This window comes from Streptomyces sp. WI03-4A (assembly GCF_033792105.1).
Lineage (GTDB): Bacteria > Actinomycetota > Actinomycetes > Streptomycetales > Streptomycetaceae > Streptomyces > Streptomyces collinus_A.
The window spans coordinates 1-20,768 of the sequence record NZ_JARAUO010000054.1; the positions used below are offsets into that span (position 1 = coordinate 1).

At 71.6% G+C, this 20,768-nt stretch carries 14 protein-coding genes and 1 pseudogene; 8 read left to right on the forward strand and 7 right to left on the reverse strand.

Annotated features, from left to right (window positions below; translation table 11 throughout):
• A partial coding sequence (locus PV343_RS35895) for a hypothetical protein (RefSeq protein ID WP_319151229.1) occupies positions 1–338 on the forward strand: 338 nt, incomplete at its 5' end.
• A gap of 44 nt (positions 339–382) precedes the next feature.
• Here the strand turns inward: PV343_RS35895 and PV343_RS35900 are convergent.
• The 3 genes from PV343_RS35900 to PV343_RS35910 all read right to left on the reverse strand — a co-directional run bounded on the left by PV343_RS35900 (position 383) and on the right by PV343_RS35910 (position 5,824).
• Entirely contained in the window at positions 383–3,034 is a 2,652-nt protein-coding gene (locus PV343_RS35900) for a glycosyl hydrolase (RefSeq protein WP_319151230.1), read from the reverse strand.
• Positions 3,035–3,216: 182 nt separating this feature from the next.
• The gene (locus PV343_RS35905; protein WP_319151231.1) at positions 3,217–4,317 is read right to left on the reverse strand and encodes a GNAT family N-acetyltransferase; all 1,101 of its coding nucleotides are present in this window, start codon (positions 4,315–4,317) and stop codon (positions 3,217–3,219) included.
• Between the two features lie 292 nt (positions 4,318–4,609).
• Positions 4,610–5,824: a hypothetical protein gene (locus PV343_RS35910; RefSeq protein ID WP_319151232.1), complete on the reverse strand. Its 1,215-nt coding sequence runs from the start codon at positions 5,822–5,824 to the stop codon at positions 4,610–4,612.
• 330 nt (positions 5,825–6,154) lie between these two features.
• On the opposite strand from PV343_RS35910, the gene PV343_RS35915 reads away from it, so the two are divergent.
• From PV343_RS35915 to PV343_RS35935, 5 genes and pseudogenes are all read left to right on the forward strand, one after another.
• Complete coding sequence (locus PV343_RS35915; protein ID WP_319151233.1) at positions 6,155–6,601, forward strand: PaaI family thioesterase; 447 nt, start codon at positions 6,155–6,157, stop codon at positions 6,599–6,601.
• A gap of 664 nt (positions 6,602–7,265) precedes the next feature.
• Positions 7,266–9,422 (forward strand): annotated as a pseudogene (locus PV343_RS35920) (TIM-barrel domain-containing protein); the annotation flags it as partial.
• Positions 9,423–9,568: 146 nt separating this feature from the next.
• Positions 9,569–10,789 (forward strand): carbohydrate-binding protein, encoded by a 1,221-nt coding sequence (locus tag PV343_RS35925; protein ID WP_319151234.1) that lies wholly within the window; start codon positions 9,569–9,571, stop codon positions 10,787–10,789.
• A gap of 120 nt (positions 10,790–10,909) precedes the next feature.
• Positions 10,910–11,686: a polysaccharide lyase family 7 protein gene (locus tag PV343_RS35930; RefSeq protein ID WP_319151235.1), complete on the forward strand. Its 777-nt coding sequence runs from the start codon at positions 10,910–10,912 to the stop codon at positions 11,684–11,686.
• 102 nt (positions 11,687–11,788) lie between these two features.
• Positions 11,789–12,241 (forward strand): hypothetical protein, encoded by a 453-nt coding sequence (locus tag PV343_RS35935; protein WP_319151236.1) that lies wholly within the window; start codon positions 11,789–11,791, stop codon positions 12,239–12,241.
• A 54-nt stretch (positions 12,242–12,295) separates the two neighbouring features.
• Here PV343_RS35935 and PV343_RS35940 read toward each other — a convergent pair whose 3' ends face one another.
• Positions 12,296–15,670: a pyruvate carboxylase gene (locus PV343_RS35940; RefSeq protein ID WP_319151237.1), complete on the reverse strand. Its 3,375-nt coding sequence runs from the start codon at positions 15,668–15,670 to the stop codon at positions 12,296–12,298.
• A 351-nt stretch (positions 15,671–16,021) separates the two neighbouring features.
• Between PV343_RS35940 and PV343_RS35945 the strand changes: the two genes are divergently transcribed.
• Together PV343_RS35945 and PV343_RS35950 are read left to right on the forward strand one after the other, a co-directional pair.
• Positions 16,022–17,011: an aldo/keto reductase gene (locus tag PV343_RS35945; protein ID WP_319151238.1), complete on the forward strand. Its 990-nt coding sequence runs from the start codon at positions 16,022–16,024 to the stop codon at positions 17,009–17,011.
• A 340-nt stretch (positions 17,012–17,351) separates the two neighbouring features.
• On the forward strand, positions 17,352–18,599 hold the full coding sequence (locus PV343_RS35950) for an MFS transporter (protein ID WP_387953258.1): 1,248 nt from the start codon (positions 17,352–17,354) through the stop codon (positions 18,597–18,599).
• Between the two features lie 389 nt (positions 18,600–18,988).
• Here the strand turns inward: PV343_RS35950 and PV343_RS35955 are convergent, their stop codons facing one another.
• The 3 genes from PV343_RS35955 to PV343_RS35965 are packed head-to-tail and all read right to left on the reverse strand — an operon-like array spanning position 18,989 to position 20,714.
• Positions 18,989–19,750, reverse strand: a complete 762-nt coding sequence (locus tag PV343_RS35955) for a metallophosphoesterase family protein (protein WP_319151240.1) — start codon at positions 19,748–19,750, stop codon at positions 18,989–18,991.
• Positions 19,747–20,031, reverse strand: a complete 285-nt coding sequence (locus PV343_RS35960) for a hypothetical protein (RefSeq protein WP_319151241.1) — start codon at positions 20,029–20,031, stop codon at positions 19,747–19,749. Before PV343_RS35960 ends, PV343_RS35955 begins: the two co-directional genes overlap by 4 nt.
• Positions 20,028–20,714, reverse strand: coding sequence for a nucleotidyltransferase family protein (locus PV343_RS35965; protein WP_319151242.1), 687 nt, complete (start codon positions 20,712–20,714; stop codon positions 20,028–20,030). Before PV343_RS35965 ends, PV343_RS35960 begins: the two co-directional genes overlap by 4 nt.
• Between the last annotated feature and the right edge of the window lie 54 nt (positions 20,715–20,768).

Genomic DNA, 20,768 nt, shown 5'->3' on the forward strand with positions numbered 1-20,768 from the left:
CCCCGCTCGTCCAGACCGCTGCCGAGCAGCACCCGCCCGCCGGTGGCGGGCAGGTCGGGTTGTGCGTACGGCCCGGGACCGTGGTGACCCTGGTGCTGCGCCCGCGCCTGGACGACAGACGGTGGACGGCCGTGCGGAGCTCGGCTCCGGCCCTGGTCGTCCCGGCCGGCTGGCGCGTGGACGCCGACGGCACCGCCCACGCCGTCCTGCGCTGCGCGGGCACCCGGGGCGGCGGCGCCGAGGTGACCGCGGCGGCCCGGGCGCCGGACGTGGCGGGCGCCGCGCGCCCCGCCTTCACCCTGCGCCTGGACGTGGTGCCGCACGCACGGGAGGGGTGACCCCGCGGGGGTCACCCCTCCTTCGTGCTTCGTGCGGGACCGGGTCAGCGCAGCGAGCGCAGCTTGACCGCGTAGATGCCCCGGCCGTGGGTGGCCGCGTACAGAGTGCCGCCGTCGGGACCGGTCTTGAGCTGGAGCACGGCGACGGCCGGGAGGCTGCCGACGCGCTGCCACTTGGTACGGCCCGGCGCCCGGTAGACGACGCCGAGGTCGGTGGCGACGGCGAGGCCGCCGTCCGCCGTCACCAGCGCGGAGTCGGCCGGCACGTCGGGAAGGTTCGCCGAGATGTCCTTCCAGGTGGTGCCGCCGTCCCTGGACTCGAAGACGTGCCCGACGCCCGCGCCCGGACCCTCGGTCCAGTGCCGGGAGAAGCCGTTGACCGCGAGGAAGACGTGGTCGGCGTTCTTCGGGTCGACGGCGAAGCCGCTGAGGTACCGGTTGGGCACGGTGCCGTTCACCGGCAGGGCTATGTCGTGCCAGCCGGTGCCGTCCGCGTTGCCCACGGCGATGCCCCGGGCGAAGCCCTGGTTGTTGCACGGCCCGCACCAGGCGGCGTAGATCTTCCCGCCGGAGGCCGCGACCGCGGTGGCGACGCGTCCGGCGCCGAAGTCGTGGACGCCGGTCCACTCCGAGCCGCTGCGGATGGCGTAGCCGTGGGTCTGCACCCATACGTGGCGGCCGCCGGCGATCCAGGTGGAGCCGTTCTTCAGGTCCGTGGCGAGCGGGGCGATGAAGCGGGCCTCGCTGGTGGCGTTGTCGGGCGGGGCGACGCCGTAGGAGGTGGCCTTGCTCGCGTCGGTGGTCCAGCTGCCGTCGTTGACGGCGCAGTTGTCGGTGACCTGGATCGCGAGGTAGACGTACTCCTGGGCGATGTTGCAGCCGTTGGCGGGGTCGGTGAGGGTGTCGCCGCCGTCACCGCCGAAGTTGGAGCCCATCACCTTGTCGTTGCTGCGCAGGATGGACTGGCCGTTGTCCTGGAGGCCGCCGGTGACCGACACTCCGCCGTGGTCGAGGTCCTTGCCGATGCCCACCGAGTAGTACTGGAGGGTGTCGATGGTGCCGTCGTTGAGGGACGTCCAGTCGGTGGCGTGGCCCGAGGCGTCCTGGTTGCCGTTCACCGGGCGCCGGTAGACGCCGCCGTCGTTGCCGACGTAGACGACGCTCTTGCCGTGCACGCGGCCGATCGCGACGCCGTGCTGGTCGGAGTGGGTGGTCTGGTTGCAGTCACCGGACTGCTTGGCCGGGTCGATGCTCCAGCAGGAGAAGCCGAAGTTCCAGTACGGGCCGACGGTGGACCAGGTGCCGCCGCCGTCCCTGGTCTCGTAGACCTCCTCCAGGCCCGCGTACACGTGCTTCGGGTCGCTGGGGTCGACGGTGAGGAACTGGTTGTACCAGGCCTGGACACCGGGCATGTAGCCGGGCGAGGTGAGAGCCGAGTTGTCGGCGGCCAGGCCCTTGTAGTCGGCGATCTTCGTCCAGGGGCCGGTGGGCGAGCCGGACTTGGAGACGAAGATGCCCTCGAGACCGCTGTCCGGGTTGGTGTTGAGCTGCTCCGGGGACTGGTCGATGGCGTAGTAGCGGGAGCCGTCGGCGGAGCGGGCGAAGGTGACGTTGCCGATGCCGTCGGAGTCGGCGGGCAGGTCGCCGAGGCCGGCGGTGATCCGCGTCCAGGTGCCGTGGCTCTTGGCGTAGAAGCCGTTGTAGTCGTCACCGCTGCGCCAGCCGACGGCGAGGACCACCTTGGACGGGTCCTTGGGGTCGATGGCGATGTCGTTGGCGATGTTCTTGTACGGGGCGTCCGGGTCGTCGGCCTTGGAACCGCCGGGCAGGAACTCGGGGTTGGGCGCGTACTCCAGCTTCCACGAGCCGCTCAGCTTCTTCGTGGAGTGGCTCCACACTCCCTCGCTGGTGGCCGCCCACACCTTGCCGCCGCCGAAGCGCAGTTCGTGGATGGTGGTGCTGTCCAGCTCGTCCCCGCCGACCCGCAGGCGCGCGGAGAACCTGCCGTGGTGCGGGTGGGCCAGGACGTAGACCCCGCTGCCGAGGTAGGCGTCTGCGTTGGTGGTGGCCTCGCCGGTGCCCAGCCACAGCCGGCCGGCCCCGTCGAGGGCGAGGGCACCGGTGGACTGCGCGGGAAGCGCGTCGCTGATGGGCTGCCAGTGGCCGCCGCCGTGGCGCGAGCGCCAGACCCCGCCGCCGGCGCTGCCCGCGTAGACGTAGCCGTCGTCGTCGGCCGCGAGCGCGGCCATGCGGCCGGTCACGTTGCCCGAGCCGCCGCTGGAGTTGGAGTCGATGTCGCGGTAGCGCGCGTCGTCCGAGTTGTACGGCAGATCGGTGAGGTTTCGCCAGGCGCCCTTGGTGGCGGGCAGCTTGCGCAGATCGCGCCAGGCGGCACCGTACGCGCCCGGGGTGATGACACCGGGCGAGGTGCGGGCCTCGGCGTACTGGTCCGCTCCCTCGGCGATCTCGTCCGCCTCGTTGCCGTCGTCGTCATCGGCCTGGAGCCGGGGGGACGACGAGGCCCGGGCGCCCACCGACTGCTCGCGCTCCTTGGCGAGTTGGTGGAGGGTACGGACTCCGAGGGGATCGGCGCCGCCGCGTCCTGACGCGGCGGACGGGGGTATCGCCACGAGCGCGGCGGACGCGGTGAGCGCGCAGACGGCGATCCACCGTCTTCCGCGGGTTGGCACGGACACCAGGGACCTCCCATAGGGGGCATCGACACTGCCGACGCAGGAGACCCGATCATCCGGACGGCCGAATGTCCGTCACTTGGCGCAATTTTGACGAGAACCTGCCAGTAATCCCCGTTTCCCGGCCCCGAATTTGCGGCGCGGCGGCGGTCGGACTTCGCGAGCGGTCCGTCCCGTGCCGCCGGTCACGCCCTGCCGCCGGTCGCCCCGTCCCGCGTGCGCAGCCGGCCCGCGGTCCTCAGCAGCCGGTCGGCGGGCTCGCGCAGCCGGGGATGGGCCAGCACCGTGTTCCGCAGGCCGCGTACCGGCCCGCGCCACATCCGCCGGGCCACGGCCACGGGGTGGGCGCGGGCGGCGAAGCCCTCCCCGACCCGCAGCTCCCTGGTCTTGAGCCAGTCCTTGTACTCCTTGTCGCCTCGCCCCAGGTCGACCAGGGTCACGCCGTGCCGGGCAGCGGCCTCGGTCGTCCTCAGGTGCATCATCAGACCCGGCGAGTAGTAGTGGAGTTCGGGGTCGTAGGCGGTGAACCAGGCGGCCAGGACCGTGCTGGAGCGCGGACCGAAGTGGGCGGCGACCGGGCGGTCCCCCGCGTAGAGCACGGAGAGCACACCGGTGAAGTGCTCCTCGCGCACATGGAACAGGTGGTTCACGAGGTCGACGATCCAGGGCCGCGAGAACCGGTCCATCCGTCCCGTCCGGCGGTACTGGGCGGACTTCCACGCCATGAGGGTGCCGAGGACCCGCGGGTCCCGTTCGTCGAACTCGAACCGCACGTCGCCGAGGTCGCGGCCGAGCCGGCGCTCCTTCTTCAGCGTCGTCTTGGCCAGGCCGGGGTAGGCGCCGCGCAGCCACTCCGGGTAGCCGCCGTCGCCGGGTTTCACGTCGATGACCGGCGAGGCGAAGGTGCCGGTGACATGTGGGGCGAACGGTGTCTGCTCCTGGACGAGATGGTCGAACTCGAAGATGCTGAGCCCACAGGCGGACAGCAACTCCCCCGGATCCCAGACGACTCCGGGCCGGTGCACCAGGGCCTGGCAGTCGGACAGTCCGAGCCCGATGGCCCGTCCGGTGCCGAGCGGTCCCCGCTCGTAGGGCAGGAATCCGACCGCCTCACCGCCCTCCCGCAGGACCGCCACCCGTGCCCCGCCGCGGTGCCGGCCGACACCGAGCGTGAACTCCGGTGCCAGGAAGGGGTTCGCGTACTCGGGCGACTCGTCCATCGCCCGGTGCCAGGCTCCGCGCAGGGCGGCGGTCAGGTCACCGGGTCTGTGGATGGTGATCTCCACCTCAGATCGACCGCCCTTCCGCCGCGGGCACGACCGCCGCGCCCGGCGCGGCACCGACCGGTGAGGCGTGTGCGTCCTGACTCATGGATCGCATGGGCGACCGCTCCCCCCATGACGCGCCTGGCGCGTCCTGCCGTTCCTGCTGCCGACTCGGTTCCCCGCCGTGCGCCGATGCCCAAACCTCGCGAAACAGTACGCACACCGTCAAGGGTGCCCCAGGCGACGGTCGGTTCGCCATGGGTCTGCGGACATCGGTGACGAGTCAGGACGGATGGCGGGATTTTCCCGCCGGTCAACGCCTGCTCTTGATCTCCCAGAGTGTCTGTTCGATGGGTCCGGCGTCGGCGTCGACGATTCCGTACCGGCTCACCACTTCGCTCGACTCCTCAGCGGAACCGGTGCGACCTTCTTCGCCTTTCCGGGTCACGGTCGGCAGCACGCCCGCTCCGTGCTTGCCGAACCGCCAATAGACGGTCATGTACCGGTGATCCCTCGTATGCTTGTCGATCGCGTTGTTCTCGTGCACCCTCGCGCGGAAGATGACGGTGTCGGAATCGTCGGACGTCGCCCATGAGGGCGCCTTTCCGTTTTTCCAGGAGTACGCCGCGCCGCCGAAATGTTCGAGGGCGAGTCGGTCTTTGCGGCCGAAACTGGCGGTGGCGTAGAAGGCCAGATGGTCGTAAGAGGTGTTCATGGGGAGTTGCACGACCGTTCGCATGGAGAAACCGTCGTTCGCCTCGATCCAGTCCCCGGGGTCCAGCCACGGTTCGGCCATCACCAACTGGCCCGCATCGTGAATCTCCCGACGGGAGAGTGCGCTTCTCTCCCGGAACGCACGGTGCTGCTCGGAATCCGAGCGCCACTTGTCGCGAAGCCTGTCCTTCGAGCTCACCGGCACCTTCTCCCCCATGGCGTGGAACTCGGCGCCCAGCACGTAGAAGCCCACGTCGCTGTGGTTCTCCAGCTTGATCTCGACGGGCACCGCGAACCTCTTGCGGTCCTGGCTCACCATCGCCTTCCCCGTGGTGATCGTGATGAGTGGTCGGGCTCCGTGCTGAAAGGGCTGGTAAAGGTGCTGATAGCCGAAATTGGCCAGCGCGAGGACCGAGGGGACGACCACTGCCGCCGCCACGCGCTTCGGAGCGGGGATCTCGACCCTCGTCCGCCACACCATGACGGCCGCCCACGCGGAGCCTGCGGTGAGCAGGCTCCACAAAACCTTGTACAGCGTGGAATCGCCGTCCTGGATCACCGCGAGAGCGAGCATGAGGTTCGTCACGAACGCCGCGACCGTGCCGATCAGCGCGACCAGTCCCGAGTTCGGGAAACAGCGGGTGAACTGGAAATCGAAGACCGCGAGGGCGCCCAGAAAGGTGCCGACGCCGACCGCGACCAGGACGGCACCGGTGATACGGCCGGAGAAGGCCAGGGATTCCATGAAATCCCCGAGGCCGAACCAGACCAGGTAAAACGTCGTCACCATGAGGACGAGCACGATCGATGCCACGATCGCCCGTGTCCGCACCGTCTCCCACCAGCAGCCGACGGCCGACCGTCCGGGGAGAATTCTCACACGATCACCTCCTGAGGCGGGTCGAGCACCATGGTTCGCAGTGATCCACTGCATGACCGTTCGAAACACCCCGGCCATTGGCATATGCCACCCGAATGCCGGGCAGGTCAGACGATCCTGGCGGCCCTGCACGGAGGAACGGCCGGGTGTCGGTCGGCGCCGTGGCGTGTTCGGGACCACCGAACCGGACCGGGGCCGTCGGCCCTGGCACACTGCCTGGTCGACCTTCGCAGTGATCACGGCAGTCACGAAAGGCGGTACGCCATGCTCCCCTCCGAATCGGCCGAACCGGCCGCGCCGAAGCCCGCAGACCTGCTGGCCACGATGCCGTTCGCGGCCGGCCTCGGCGTCGAGCTGCACGAGGCCACCCCCGAACGCACCGTCGGCGGCCTGGCCTGGTCCCCGGACCTCTGTACGGCGGGCGGCGCCCTGCACGGCGGGGCGCTGATGGCGCTGGCGGACAGCGTCGGCGCCGTGTGCGCCTACCTCAATCTGCCCGAAGGGGCCTCCGGCACCTCGACGGTGGAGTCCAAGACCAACTTCCTGCGGGCGGTGACCACCGGCGGTGTCCGCGCGACGGCCCGCCCGCTGCACGTCGGCGGCACTCTCCTCGTGGTGCAGACCGACCTGCGCGACGACGAGGACCGGCTCGTCGGGCAGACCACGCAGACGCAGATCGTGCTCCGGAGGACCACCACCGGCCGTGCCTGAGCGCGACGAAGGCCGGCCCCCTCGCGGAGGGGGCCGGCCTTCGTCGTGTCCGGCCGCGTCCACCCCCCGGTATTGACATGAACCTGCGCCCACCGCGAGTCTTCGTGCGTGAAGTTGCTCGATTGAAGCTCGTTTCGAGCGCATCCGAGCACAAGCCGTACGAACAGTCAGTCCGCGATGGTGCGATGGGAGCTGTTCCTCCGTGCGAAGACTCCGACACCGTGTGCCGCGACCGGCCTGGATCCCGGCCGGTCTCGCGACCGCCCTGGCTGGTGCCCTGCTGGTCGCCCCGGCCCCGGCCGAGGCCGCCGCGACCGCCGGCGCCGTCCTCGACTCCACCCACAACAGCGTGAGTTGGCAGAGCCCCGTGTACGCCAAGGGCACCGGCGGCGGCACCGAGAGCTGCCCGGCCGACGACCCCGACGACAAGGTCTGCGACCGTTTCGACCTGACGGTCTCGGTGCCGGACGGCTACTGGGACGACAACCCCGAGGGCGGTGTCCCGCTGTCGGTGAAGTGGGAGAAGCCCGCCGACGACTTCGACCTGTACGTCTACGACGACCACGGCAAGCAGGTCGCCTCCAGCGCCGGCACCGCCGACCCCGAGGCCACGGTGATCCCGCGCGCCTCGGGGACCTACCACGTGGTGGTCGTGCCGTACGACGTGCACGACGACTCCTTCACCGGCACGGCGTACCTGCCCGCGACCACGGACGCCGGCGACCTCACGTCTTTCTCCGGGCGCGACGGCAGCTACACCATCGGCGCCGGGCGGCTCACGGCCCGCGCCGACTTCCTGACGGGCGGCCGGCTGCGCCTCCAGGCCGACCCGTCGGGCTCGCTGAGCGATCCGGCCGGGACCGCCATCGTGCGCGGGCGGCCCGCGCCCGAGCGGCACACCTCGTCCTTCGACGCGGGCGACTACTACGGCATCCGCTCCCCCGACGCGGTCCTGCGCGTGTACAAGAAGCCGCTGCGGTTCGGGCTGTACGAACCCGACGACCGCACCCGGATCTGGCAGGAGGACAAGCCGCTGCGCTGGTCCACCGGCGGCATGCGGCAGAGCCTGACGCGAGGCGCCGACGAGCAGTTCTTCGGCGGCGGTGAGCAGAACGGCGGCTTCTCGCACCGCGGGCGGACCGTGTACGTGGCGAACAGCTTCGACTGGAACGAGGGCGGTTACAACAACTCCCAGCCGTTCTACGTCTCCAGCGCCGGTTACGGCGTCTTCCGCAACACCTTCGCGCCGGGCGTGTACACCTTCGGCTCACCGGTCACCACCGGTCAGCAGGAACGGCGCCTGGACGCCTACTACTTCCTCGGTGACGCCAAGGAAGTGATCGGCAAGTACACGGCGTTGACGGGCAGGCCCTTCATGCCGCCGGTGTACGGCCTCGAACCCGGTGACTCCGACTGCTATCTGCACAACGCCAACCGGGGCGAGCGGCACACCCTGGACGCGCTGAAGGTCGCGGACGGCTACGCCGAGCACGGCATGCCGCTCGGCTGGATGCTCGTGAACGACGGCTACGGCTGCGGGTACGAGAACCTGGAGCAGACCGCCAAGGGTCTCACGGACCACCACGCCCAGCTCGGCCTGTGGACCCAGGACGGCATCGACAAGCTGGCCGACCAGGTCAAGGCCGGACAGCGGGTGGCCAAGCTCGACGTGGCCTGGGTCGGCAACGGCTACAAGTTCGCGCTGGACGCCTGCGACGCCGCCAAGAAGGGCATCGAGGACAACAGCGACGCCCGCGGTTTCGTTTGGCTGCCGGTGTCCTGGGCGGGCGCCCAGCGCTGCGGGGTGCTGTGGTCCGGCGACCAGAAGCTGTCCTGGGACTACATCCGCTGGCAGATCCCGACCTACGCCGGCGCGACCATGTCCGGCATCGCCTACGACACCGGCGACGTGGGCAGCATCTACCGCCACGACGCCAAGATGTACGCCCGCGACCTCCAGTGGAAGGCGTTTTTGCCGGCGATCATGACGATGGACGGCTGGGCGAGCGACATCACCACGGGCAAGCCGGCCGACCAGCAGCCGTGGGTGGACGGGGAGCCGTACACCTCGGTGAACCGCAAGTACCTCCAGCTCAAGGAGCGGCTGCTGCCGTACATGTACACCCTGTCGGCGCAGGCGGCGAAGACGGGCGTGGGCGCGGTGCGTCCGCTCTGGCTGGAGTACCCGGGCGACCCGGACACCCTGGGCGAACAGGCGAAGTACGAGTTCCTGTCCGGGCCCGACTTCCTGGTCGCGCCGGTCTACCAGGACTCCGACACCCGCGACGGCATCTATTTGCCCAAGGGCACCTGGACCGACTACTGGACGGGCCGCACCTACCAGGGCCCGACCACCCTGAACGGCTACCACGCACCGCTGGACACGCTCCCGCTGTTCGTGCGCGAGGGCGCCGTGGTGCCCATGTGGCCCGAGGGGACGACCAGTTGGCAGACCCGTGACCGGCACGAGCTGGACTGGGACCTGTACCCGGCGGCCCACGGCACCAGCCACTACACGCTGTACGAGGACGACGGCGTGACCCGTGACTTCGCGAAGGGGTCCGCGGCCACCCAGCGTGTGACGGTACGGGCCGGCGCCGCCGGGGCGACGGTGACGGTCGGCGCGAGCCGGGGCGGCTACACGGGCAAGGTGGACGCGCGGACGTACCGGTTCACGGTGCACGGCGCCGCCGCGCCCGCACGGGTGCTCCTCGACGGACGCCAACTCCCGCGCTCAGCCTGGTCGTACGACGCGGCCACCCGGGTCACGACCGTCAGCGCGCCGGGCCGGCCCCTGGACCGGGCGTTCACCCTACGGCTGGTCGACAAGGGGTAAAGAATTCGTATGGTCTAGTCCAAAGAGAAAGTTGGTCTAGTCCAACTCATTGACGTGAGCGCAACACCTCCCGGAAGGTGGGGCTCCCCTGCTCAGGGTTCCCTCCCCACCCCACCTCCTGGAGGCACGCAGTGAGACGACTTCGGGCATGTCTGGGCGCGGCGGCGGCCGTCACGCTCGCCGCCGCGGGCACGACCACGCTGGTCGCGAGCAACGCCTCGGGCGCGACCAGCGCGCTCGGCAACCGCTGGTACGCCGCCGCCCCGTACCTGATGCCGCTGGACAACGACCCGCCGGACGCGGCCGCCATCATGGACGCCTCCGGCCTGAAGGCCTTCCAGCTGGCCTTCATCCTCGCGCCCAACGGCGGCGGCTGCTCCCCCACCTGGGGCGGCACCGCGCCCGTCTCCGGCGACACCGCCGTGCAGAACGTCATCAGCACCATCCGCGCCAAGGGCGGGGACGTCTCCGTGTCCATCGGCGGGTACGGCGGCACCAAGCTCGGCCAGGCCTGCGCGGACGCCGCCTCCACGGCCGCGGCGTACCAGCAGGTCATCACCAAGTACGGCCTGCACGCCATCGACTTCGACCTGGAGGAGCCGGAGTACGAGAACACCGCGGCCGTCCGGAACGAGATCGGCGCGGCGAAGATCCTCCAGCAGAACAACCCGGGTCTGTACGTGTCCGTGACCACCGCCGGCACGGCGGACGGGACCGGCTGGTTCGGCAAGCAGATGCTGCTGGAGGCCAAGTCCCAGGGGTTCACCCCGAACAACTTCTCCATCATGCCGTTCGACGGCGGGTTCAACGGAGCGGCGAGCCAGACCAGCGCGCTGACCAACTTCAACGCCATCCTGCGGTCCACGTTCGGCTGGGACGAGGCCACCGCCTACGCCCATGAGGGCTTCTCCGGCATGAACGGCCGCAGTGACACCGGCGAGTACTTCTCGCAGGCCGACTTCCAGACCGTGCTCGACTACGCGACGAGCCACAACATGGACCGCTTCACGTTCTGGTCGCTGAACCGCGACCGCCAGTGCAGCCCTGCCGACAACGGCGGCCGCACGTCGGGCACCTGCTCCAGCGTCGCGCAGAACTCCTGGGACTTCGCCAAGTACTCGGTGAAGTTCGCCGGGGCCACCCCGCCGAGCACGACGCCCACGCCCACCCCGACCCCGACCCCCACGCCGACCCCGAACTCCTGCAAAACCGCGTGGAGTTCCAGCTCGGTGTACACGGCCGGGAACGAGGTGTCGTACAACAAGCACAACTGGAAGGCCAAGTGGTGGACCCAGAACGAGGTGCCCGGCGCCTCGGAGTGGGGCCCCTGGCAGGACGAGGGTGCCTGCTGACCCCCTTGACGTGACTGGTTCGGACCTTTAGTTTCACGGGTCATCAACGACCAAGGATGCGTCCACCGTTCAGCCCGCTGAACGGTGGACGCGTCCCGGCTCGGCGAAAGGACCCCCCACATGACCCAGCACCGGCTCCTCACCACCGCCACCGCCGCGGGCCTCGCCCTCGCCCTGACCGCCCTCGTGGGCGGCACCGCGGACGCGGCCGACCCGCACGTCGCGCCGGGCGGCAACTTCGACCTGTCGACGTGGCAGCTCCAGGAGCCCGTCGGCTCCCCCGGCTCCCCCACCACCATCCCCTCGTCCCGGCTCCAGGGCGCGAACGGCTACCAGGACGCGTACTTCTACACCGACACCCGCGACGGCGCGATGACCTTCTGGGCCCCCGAGAAGGGCGTGACCACGCCCCACTCGAACTACGCCCGTTCGGAACTGCGGGAGATGAACCGTGACGGCAGCGCCGCCGACTGGTCGCTCGGCGGCTCCCACCGGATGAGCGCGACCCTGCGCGTCGTCTCGGTGACCAAGAACGTGTGCGTCGGCCAGATCCACCTCGGCTCCGGCGGCTCCTCCACCAAGCCGCTGCTGGAGCTGTACTACCACGCGAACGGCGACATCGTGCTCGGCACCGAGAACTCGCCCTCCGGCGGGCAGACCCCGCACACCGTCGGGCACGTGTCCGTCGGCAAGACCTGGAGCTACACCATCGCCGTCAGCGGCGGCAACACCATCGTGCTGACCGTCAACGGCACTACCACCCGCTACGCGATCCCGTCCTCCTTCAGCCCGTACCGGCAGTACTTCAAGGCGGGCTCCTACAACCAGTCCTCCTCGGACAGCACCACGAACGGCGCCCGGGTCGCCTTCTACGGGCTGACCGTCTCCCACGGCTGACTCCCGACATACATCACGACCTGCGCGATTGGTGCATTTGGCGGTACGGTCGTAGCGTCGAGATGCACGCGCTCGGACACGGCACGACGGCTGGGAGCGGCCATGCGCGGATCAGTGATGGGAACGGCGGTCACGCTCGCGGCGGGAGCCCTGCTCGCGGCGTCGATGTCCACGGCCTCGGCCGGCCCGCCGGACACGGCCCCCAAGGCCCGGCCCCGGCAGCCGGTACTGGTCGACTGCCAGTGGAACCGCGACGTGCGACCGACCGACTTCATCCTGGCCTGCGGTGACGGCAACAGCCGCCTCGCCGGGCTCGACTGGACCCGCTGGGGCACCCAGCGAGCCAAGGCCGTGGGCGTGAACTGGGTCAACGACTGCAAGCCGTACTGCGCCGCGGGCCGCTTCCACCCGTACCCGGTGGTGGTGCGCCTGGACCGCCCGGAGCCGTGGAAGAAGCACCCGGACGTCCAGCACTTCACGCGGATGACCCTCACCTACGACAACGCGCGCCCGGACGGCTTCCCCAAGGTCGTGACCTACCCGCTCTGGGACTGAGCGCCATCGCACCGTCCGCCGCGGCCGGCTCCCCCGGCCGCGGCGGACGTGCGTTCAGGCGATCTCGACCAGCAGGTCGCCGCCCTCTACCTGCTGGATCCGGTTGATGGCCAGCCGGGACACCCGGCCCGCCTTCTGCGCGGTGATGGTCGCCTCCATCTTCATCGCCTCGATGGTGGCCACGGTCGCACCGGCCGCCACCTCGTCGCCCTCGGTCACGGTGAGCGTCACCACACCGGCGAACGGCGCCGCCACATGGCCCGGATCGGTGCGGTCGGCCTTCTCCGTCACCGGCACGTCGGACGCCGCCGCCCGGTCGCGCACCTGGATCGGCCGGAGCTGGCCGTTGAGCGAGGACATGACGGTGCGCAGACCCCGCTCGTCGGCCTCGCCGATCGCCTGAAGCTCGATCAGCAGCCGGACGCCCGGCTCCAGGTCGACGGCGTACTCCTTGCCCGGGCGCAGCCCGTAGAAGAACGCCTTGCTGTCCAGCACGCTGGTGTCGCCGAAGCTCTGGCGGTGCGTGTCGAACTCGCGCGTCGGGCCGGGGAACAGCAGCCGGTTCAGGGTCGCCCTGCGGTCCTTCGCGAGCCCCTCGCGGTCCTCGGCGGACAGCTCCGGGACCGGCTTGGGCTCGCCGCGGCCCTGGAGGGCCTTGGTGCGGAAGGGCTCCGGCCAGCCGCCGGGCGGGGTGCCCAGCTCACCGCGCAGGAAGCCGATCACCGAGTCCGGGATGTCGAACCGGTCGGGCGTCGCCTCGAAGTCGGCCGGCGAGACCCCGGCGCCCACCAGGTGCAGGGCGAGGTCGCCGACCACCTTCGAGGACGGGGTGACCTTGACCAGGTGACCGAGGATGCGGTCGGCGGCGGCGTACATCGCCTCGATGTCCTCGAAGCGGTCGCCGAGGCCGAGGGCCACAGCCTGGGTGCGCAGGTTGGACAGCTGCCCGCCGGGGATCTCGTGGTGGTAGACACGCCCGGTCGGGGAGGCGAGGCCCGCCTCGAACGGGGCGTAGATCCTGCGGACGCTCTCCCAGTACGGCTCCAGGTCGCCGACGGCCTGGAGGTCGAGGCCGGTGGGCCGCTCGGAGTGGTCGGTGGCGGCGACCAGCGCCGACAGCGACGGCTGCGAGGTGGTGCCGGCCATGGAGGCCACCGCGCCGTCCACGGCGTCCGCGCCCGCCTGGATCGCGGCGAGGTAGGTGGCGAGCTGGCCGCCGGCCGTGTCGTGCGTGTGCAGATGCACGGGCAGGTCGAACTCGCGGCGCAGCGCCGTCACCAGCTTGGCAGCGGCCGGGGCGCGCAGCAGTCCGGCCATGTCCTTGATGGCGAGGACGTGCGCGCCCGCCCCGACGATCTGCTCGGCCAGACGCAGGTAGTAGTCGAGGGTGTAGAGCCGCTCGGCCGGGTCGTTGAGGTCGCCGGTGTAGCAGAGGGCGACCTCGGCGATCGCGGTGCCGGTCTCGCGCACGGCGTCGATGGCGGGCCGCATCTGGCCCACGTCGTTGAGCGCGTCGAAGATGCGGAAGATGTCGATGCCGGTGGCGGCGGCCTCCTGGACGAAGGCGTCGGTGACCTCGGTCGGGTAAGGGGTGTAGCCGACGGTGTTGCGGCCGCGCAGCAGCATCTGCAGACAGATGTTCGGCACGGCCTCGCGCAGCGCGGCCAGCCGCTCCCACGGGTCCTCGGCCAGGAAACGCAGCGCCACGTCGTACGTCGCGCCGCCCCAGCACTCCAGGGACAGCAGCTCCGGCAGGGTGCGGGCCACGACCGGGGCCACGGCGAGCAGGTCCTTGGTACGCACCCGGGTGGCCAGCAGCGACTGGTGGGCGTCGCGGAAGGTGGTGTCGGTGACGCCGATCGTCGGGGACTCGCGCAGGTGCCGGGCGAAGCCCTCGGGGCCGAGTTCGACCAGCCGTTGCCTGGAACCGGCGGCCGGCTCCCCGGCCGGCGGGGCGGGCAGCTTGGCGACCGGGTCGAGCAGGTCGGGGCGCGCGCCGTGCGGCTTGTTGACGGTGACGTCGGCGAGGAAGGTGAGCAGCTTGGTGCCGCGGTCGGCGGAGTGCCGGGCGGTCAGCAGGTGCGGCCGCTGCTCGATGAACGCGGTGGTGACCCGGCCGGCCTGGAAGTCGGGGTCGTCCAGGACGGCCTGGAGGAAGGGGATGTTGGTGGCCACACCGCGGATGCGGAACTCGGCCACGGCACGCCGGGCCCGCCCGATGGCGGCCCGGAAGTCCCGTCCCCGGCAGGTGAGCTTCACCAGCATCGAGTCGAAGTGCGCGCTGATCTCCGTACCCGCGTGGGTGGTACCGCCGTCGAGGCGGATGCCGGAGCCGCCGGGCGAGCGGTAGGCGCTGATCCGGCCGGTGTCCGGGCGGAAGCCGTTGGCCGGGTCCTCGGTGGTGATGCGGCACTGGAGGGCGGCGCCCCGCAGGGTGACCGTGTCCTGGGACAGGCCGAGGTCGGCGAGGGTCTCGCCGGAGGCGATGCGCAACTGGGCCTGGACCAGGTCGACGTCGGTGACCTCCTCGGTGACCGTGTGCTCGACCTGGATGCGCGGGTTCATCTCGATGAAGACGTGGTTGCCCGCGGGGTCGAGGAGGAACTCCACGGTGCCCGCGTTGCGGTAGCCGATCTCGCGGGCGAAGCGCACGGCGTCGCCGCAGATCCGCTCCCGCAGTTCCGGGTCGAGGTTGGGCGCCGGCGCCATCTCGATGACCTTCTGGTGGCGGCGCTGGAGCGAGCAGTCGCGCTCGAAGAGGTGAATGACGTTGCCCTCGCCGTCGGCGAGGATCTGCACCTCGATGTGGCGCGGGTCCACAACGGCCTTCTCCAGGAAGACCGTCGGGTCGCCGAAGGCGGACGCCGCCTCGCGCGAGGCGGCCTCGATGGACTCGCGCAGCTGAGCGGGGTCCTCCACGCGGCGCATGCCGCGCCCGCCGCCGCCCGCGACCGCCTTGACGAAGACGGGGAAGCCGATGTCGTCGGCGGCCCTGATCAGTTCGTCGACGTCGTTGGAGGGCGCGGAGGAGCCGAGCACCGGCACTCCGGCGGCCCTGGCCGCGGCGACCGCGCGCGCCTTGTTGCCCGTCAGCTCCAGCGTCTGCGCGTTCGGGCCGACGAAGGTGATGCCCGCCTCCTCGCAGGCGCGGGCGAGTTCGGGGTTCTCGGAGAGGAACCCGTAACCGGGGTAGACGGCGTCGGCGCCCGCCCGGCGGGCGGCGGCCACGATCTCCGGGACGGAGAGGTAGGCCCGCACGGGATGCCCGGGCTCTCCGATCTCGTACGCCTCGTCGGCCTTCAGCCGGTGCAGTGAATTGCGGTCCTCGTGCGGAAAGACGGCGACCGTGCGCGCACCGAGTTCATAACCGGCCCGGAACGCGCGAATCGCGATCTCTCCACGGTTGGCGACCAGCACCTTGCGGAACATCCTGGATTCCCTTCAGCTGCCTGGCGGCGACGAACACCATGGTGTCAGCCATGCCCTGCCGTACGTCGCGGCAACATTAGGGGGTGCCCGTAGGTGTCGAAGTGCGAAAAGCATCACACCGACGGGCCCTGGCCGCACGCGGAGCGGGTGGTCGTTCGAGCCGGGGGTGTCACCGGCCGGGTTGACTTCGAGCGCGCTCCAGGTCATAGCGTCGAAGACACCCCGGCGCACGAGGGCCGCGCCCGTCCGGTGTTCCCGCACGGGATGCCAGGAGACGGAATCCGTCGCTCCATGGAGAAGGGCCTTCGTGCCGTGGGGAACGACGATCGAACCGAAAGGCTGGAACACCACATGCGACAGCGCAGTCTGCGGGATCTTGAGGTATCGGCCATCGGCCTCGGCTGCATGGGCATGTCCGCCTTCTACGGCACCGCCGACCAGGACGAGGGCATCGCGACCGTCCGGCGGGCCCTGGAGCTGGGCATCACCTTCCTCGACACCGCGCAGCTCTACGGACCGCTGACCAACGAGTCCCTGGTCGGCGAGGCGATCCGGGGGCACCGCGACGAGTACGTGATCGCCACGAAGTTCAACTACCGCATGGACGACGCGGTGCCCGGCGACATGAGCACGATCGGCCGGCAGGACGGCTCGGCCGAGCACGTGCGCAGCTCGGTCCACGGCTCGCTCCAGCGCCTGGGCACCGACCACATCGACCTGTACTACCAGCACCGCGTCGACCCCGCCGTGCCCATCGAGGAGACGGTGGGTGCCCTGGGTGAGCTGGTCGCCGAGGGCAAGGTGCGGCACATCGGGCTGAGCGAGGCGAGCGCGGAGACCATCCGGCGCGCGCACGCCGTCCACCCGGTCACGGCGGTGCAGAGCGAGTACTCGCTGTGGTCGCGGGACGTCGAGGCCGAGGTGCTGCCCGCCTGCCGTGAGCTGGGCATCGGCTTCGTGCCGTACTCGCCGCTCGGCCGCGGCTTCCTCGCCGGGCGGTTCTCCTCCCCCGAGGAGCTGGACCAGAACGACTTCCGCCGCAACAACCCCCGCTTCACCGACGCCAACATCGACGCCAACCAGCGGCTGGCCGCCAAGGTGAAGGAGATCGCCGCGGAGAAGGACGTGACCCCGGCGCAGCTCGCCATCGCCTGGGTGCTGGCCCAGGGCGAGCACCTGGTCCCGATCCCGGGCACCAAGCGCCGCACCTACCTGGAGCAGAACGCGGGCGCGGTCGACATCGAGCTGACCAAGGACGACCTGGCCCGCATCGACGCCGAACTGCCCGAGGCGGCCGGAGAGCGCTACGACGAGGCGGGCATGCGCACGGTGAACCGGTGACCGGTTTCACCCCGTTCATCCCTCTCTCGGCACCACCTCTGTGAGCAACCCCACGCGGGGGTCAAGTGCCAGCCAGGGGCAGGGATTTGAGGGCCGTACGGGGCCTCGCGCACGGGTGCCGGAGGCGGGGCGCCGGTCCCTTCTGCCACGATGGTCGGCGCCCTGACCGGGCGGCCCGGCCGCGCAGCGCAGCCGGCCCGACGGGTACCGCCGGTCTGTCCCCACCCCTGGCTGTCGAGTACCCTCCGTGCCCCTTTCCCCTGCCCTGCCCGAGCCCGTGCCCGGAACCGCCGCCAAGCGTGCGTCGCGTTCGCCGTGGCGGTCCCTGCGGCACCCCAGCATGCGCTGGTGGTCGGTCGCCAACCTCGTCTCCAACGCCGGCACCTGGATGCAGCTCACGGTGCAGAACCTGCTGGTGCTCCAGATCACCGGTTCCGCCGCGGCGACCGGCCTGTCGATGTCCGTGCAGGCGGCGCCCGCGCTGTTCGTGAGCCTGCTGGGCGGCGCGGCCGTGGACCGCTGGCCGCGGAAGCTGACCGTCGCCGTCAGCCAGGCGCTGCTCGGCGCGGTCGCCTTCACCACCGCCCTGCTCGTGGCGCTCGACCGGATCGACATGCCGGCGCTGATGGTGCTGGCGGCGGTCACCGGTGTGATCGCCACCGTCGACGGACCCGCGTGCGCCCTCCTCGGCAACGACCTCGTCCCGGTGGAGGACGTGCCGTCCGCGATCGGCGTCGGCGCCCTCGTGCACAGCGCCGGCCGGCTCACCGGTACGGCGCTGGCGGGGGTGACCGTCGGTTTCCTCGGCACGTCCGCCGCGTACGCAGCCAACGGGCTGTCGTTCCTGTTCGTGGCGGCGGTCGTGCCGTTCCTGCGGCCCGCACCCGGCGCGGTCCAGGACCCGGTGAGCGCCGAGCGCGCCGTACCGGACCGTGAGGAGATGGGCGTACGGCAGGGCCTGGCCTACTTCGCGCGCCGGCCCCGGCTGGTGGCACTCGCCGCCGTCACCGGGCTCAGCTCCGTCTTCGGCCGCAACTACGGCCTGACCCTCGCCGTCCTCGTCACCGGTCCGCTCGCGGGCGGTGCCGGGGCCTTCGGCACCGTCTCCACGGTGCTGGCCGTCGGCGGCATCCTCGGCGCGGTGCTCGGCGCCCGGCTGCGCCGGCCCTCGGTGCGCGCCGTGGGCCTGCTCGCCGCGGCGGGCGGGCTGCTTCAGGTGGCGGCCGGCCTCTCGCCCTCCCTCGCGGTGCTGCTGGTGCTGGTGCTGCCGATGGCGGTGGTGGAGTCGGTCTCCGACACCGCGGGCACGGCCGTGCTGCAGACCGATCCGCCCCCGCACCTGCGGGGCCGCGTGCTCGGCGTGTGGAGCAGCGTCGGCACGGTGTGGGGCCTCGGCGGTCCCCCGGCGCTCGGCCTCCTCATGGAGTGGGCGGGGACCCGGGGCGCGCTGGTCGCCGGCGGGCTGCTGATCTCCGGGGCGATCGCCGCCGGCCTGCTCGCCCGACGGCGCACCGCCCCGGCGCCGGTGACGCTGACCGCGAAGGACGGCGACATGACCGGCCGGGCGGCCCTGGGCACGGCGGCCTGAGCCCGGCTCCGGTCAGGGCCTGGCTCGGGGCTGGTCCCCGGTCGGGGCAGGTCCCCGGCTGGGGCGGGGCTCATCCCGGGCGGGGCTGATTCCGGGTCGGGGCTGATTCCGGGTCGGCCCCCGCTGTGTCAGGCCGGCTGCTGCGATCGCGGGGCGGGGCGCCCCTGGGTACGGGCGCCTGAGCCTCGGCGAAGCGCAGGCCCCGGGCCGGGGCAGGTCCCCGGCCCGGGGCTGGTCCCGGCCCGGGGCTGGTCCCGGCCCGGGGCTGGTCCCGGGGCAGGGCCGGGGCGGGGCGCGCCTGGGCACGGGCGCCTGAGCCTCGGGGAAGCGCAGGCCCCGGGCCGGGGCTGATCCCGGCCGGGGCTGGTCCCGGGGCAGGGCTCGCGGTGTCAGGCGGGCTGGCGATCCGCCCTTTCCGCTCGCTGCGCGACCGGCAGGTGGTAGACGTGGAACGCCTGGCCGATCACCGGCTGGGCCACGTTGCGCACCCGCACACCGCCGCTGGTCATGCCGTGCTCGGTGCCCGCGTGGGCGTGCCCGTGCACGGCGAGGTCGGCGCCCGCGGTGTCGATCGCCTCGGCGAGCAGGTAGCTGCCGAGGAACGGGTAGATCTCCGGCGGCTCCCCGGCCAGGGTGTCCGGCACCGGCGAGAAGTGGGTCAGGGCGATCCGCACGCCGCAGTCCTGCTCGTCCAGCTCCTTCAGGGCGGCCAGCAGGCCGTCGGCGCACCGGCGGCTGTAGCGGACGAACTCCTTCATGAGCGGCTCGCCGAACTCCCCGGCGCAGCGTCCGACGAACCCGCCGCCGAAGCCCTTGGTCCCGGCCACCCCGATGCGCGCGCCGCCGGCGGTGGTGACGACGGCGGACTGACCCTCCAGAACCCGGGCGCCGGCCTCCTGGAGGATCCCGGTGACCTCGTCGGGCCGTTCGTCGTGGTGGTCGTGGTTGCCGAGGACGGCGACGACCGGCACCGGGAGGTCCTTGATCTCCCGGGCGACGACCCGCGCCTCCTCCGGGGTGCCGTGCCGGGTGAGGTCGCCGGCGAGCAGCAGGACGTCGGCGCAGCCGGGCAGCGTCTCGAAGGCGGGGCGGAGCGTGCCCTCGCTCTCGGGGGCCATGTGGATGTCTCCCACCGCCGCTACGCGGATCATGTGAGGTCCTCCCCGTGGTCGGGCGAGGAGGTCCCGGCGATCAGCAGGTCGCAGTGGACGGGGTGCCCCGCCAGTTCTTCGCGGGCCAGGCCGAGGATCTCGTCCCGGCACTGTGTGGACGGCACGGTCCCGGTCAGCAGGACGGAGTCGCCGTGCGGGACGAGCCGTACACCCAGTTCACCGAGGTGGCCGGCGGCGAGGCGGTCGGCCAGGTGGGCGACGCGGTAGTCCAGGTTCTCGGCCGCGGGCGGGCCCGGCGGCCGTACGTCGGGATCGGTCATGATGTCCCCTCCCGGGGTTCGATCACGTTCAGCCGTTCGAGCAGGAACAGGAAGGCGGCCGGCATGGGCGCGTCCCCGCAGGCTTGGCGCACCGCGTCCCAGTCGACCTTCTCGCGCACGGCGCGGGCCACCGGCAGGACCGCCCCGAAGTCGCAGTAGTGCTCCGAGAAAGCGCTGATCAGGCTGTGGATCAGGTCGGTGGGCGCCAGCACGGGCATCAGCACCGAGTCGACGGGGAGGCACTGGGCCCGCGCCAGCATGTCCTTGCTGACGGGCTGGTGCGCCAGCTCGAAGATGATGTCGATGTCCTGCCCGTGGCAGTCGGTCTTGAGCAGCCAGTCCTCCGGCGGGGTGCGCACGGTCAGACCCGCCTCGCGCAGGGTGGCGGCCACCGCGTCGGCGTCCTCCGGCAGCACCGCGAAGTCGGCGTCGTGCTGGAGGTGGCGGCTGCCGCCGTGGGCGTAGACGGCCACGCTGCCCGCGAGGGCGAACGGGTGGCCCTTGCGTTTGAGCAGGGCTCCGATCTGTTTGGCGGCCTCCAGGATCGCCTGGCTGCGGTCCTGCGGCAGGTCCTGGCTGCCGGGCGGCGCCGCGGCGGGCCGCACCGGGCCGTCGGCGGCGAGCCGGAGTCCGGTGACCTCCGGCCGTCGGGCGGGGGTGGTGTCCTCCCCGTTCTGCGTCATGGCCTCTCCATTCGCGTCCGTCGACCACACCCGGCGCCCCCGCGGACGGCCGGG

Excerpts from the sequence above, each read along its gene's own strand:
- PV343_RS35950 (WP_387953258.1), top strand. The coding sequence starts at position 17,352 with ATGCGCTGGTGGTCGGTCGCCAACCTCGTCTCCAACGCCGGCACCTGG.
- PV343_RS35960 (WP_319151241.1), bottom strand. The coding sequence starts at position 20,031 with ATGACCGATCCCGACGTACGGCCGCCGGGCCCGCCCGCGGCCGAGAAC.
- PV343_RS35945 (WP_319151238.1), top strand. The coding sequence starts at position 16,022 with ATGCGACAGCGCAGTCTGCGGGATCTTGAGGTATCGGCCATCGGCCTC.
- PV343_RS35940 (WP_319151237.1), bottom strand. The coding sequence starts at position 15,670 with ATGTTCCGCAAGGTGCTGGTCGCCAACCGTGGAGAGATCGCGATTCGC.
- PV343_RS35930 (WP_319151235.1), top strand. The coding sequence starts at position 10,910 with ATGACCCAGCACCGGCTCCTCACCACCGCCACCGCCGCGGGCCTCGCC.
- PV343_RS35965 (WP_319151242.1), bottom strand. The coding sequence starts at position 20,714 with ATGACGCAGAACGGGGAGGACACCACCCCCGCCCGACGGCCGGAGGTC.
- PV343_RS35915 (WP_319151233.1), top strand. The coding sequence starts at position 6,155 with ATGCTCCCCTCCGAATCGGCCGAACCGGCCGCGCCGAAGCCCGCAGAC.
- PV343_RS35935 (WP_319151236.1), top strand. The coding sequence starts at position 11,789 with ATGCGCGGATCAGTGATGGGAACGGCGGTCACGCTCGCGGCGGGAGCC.
- PV343_RS35955 (WP_319151240.1), bottom strand. The coding sequence starts at position 19,750 with ATGATCCGCGTAGCGGCGGTGGGAGACATCCACATGGCCCCCGAGAGC.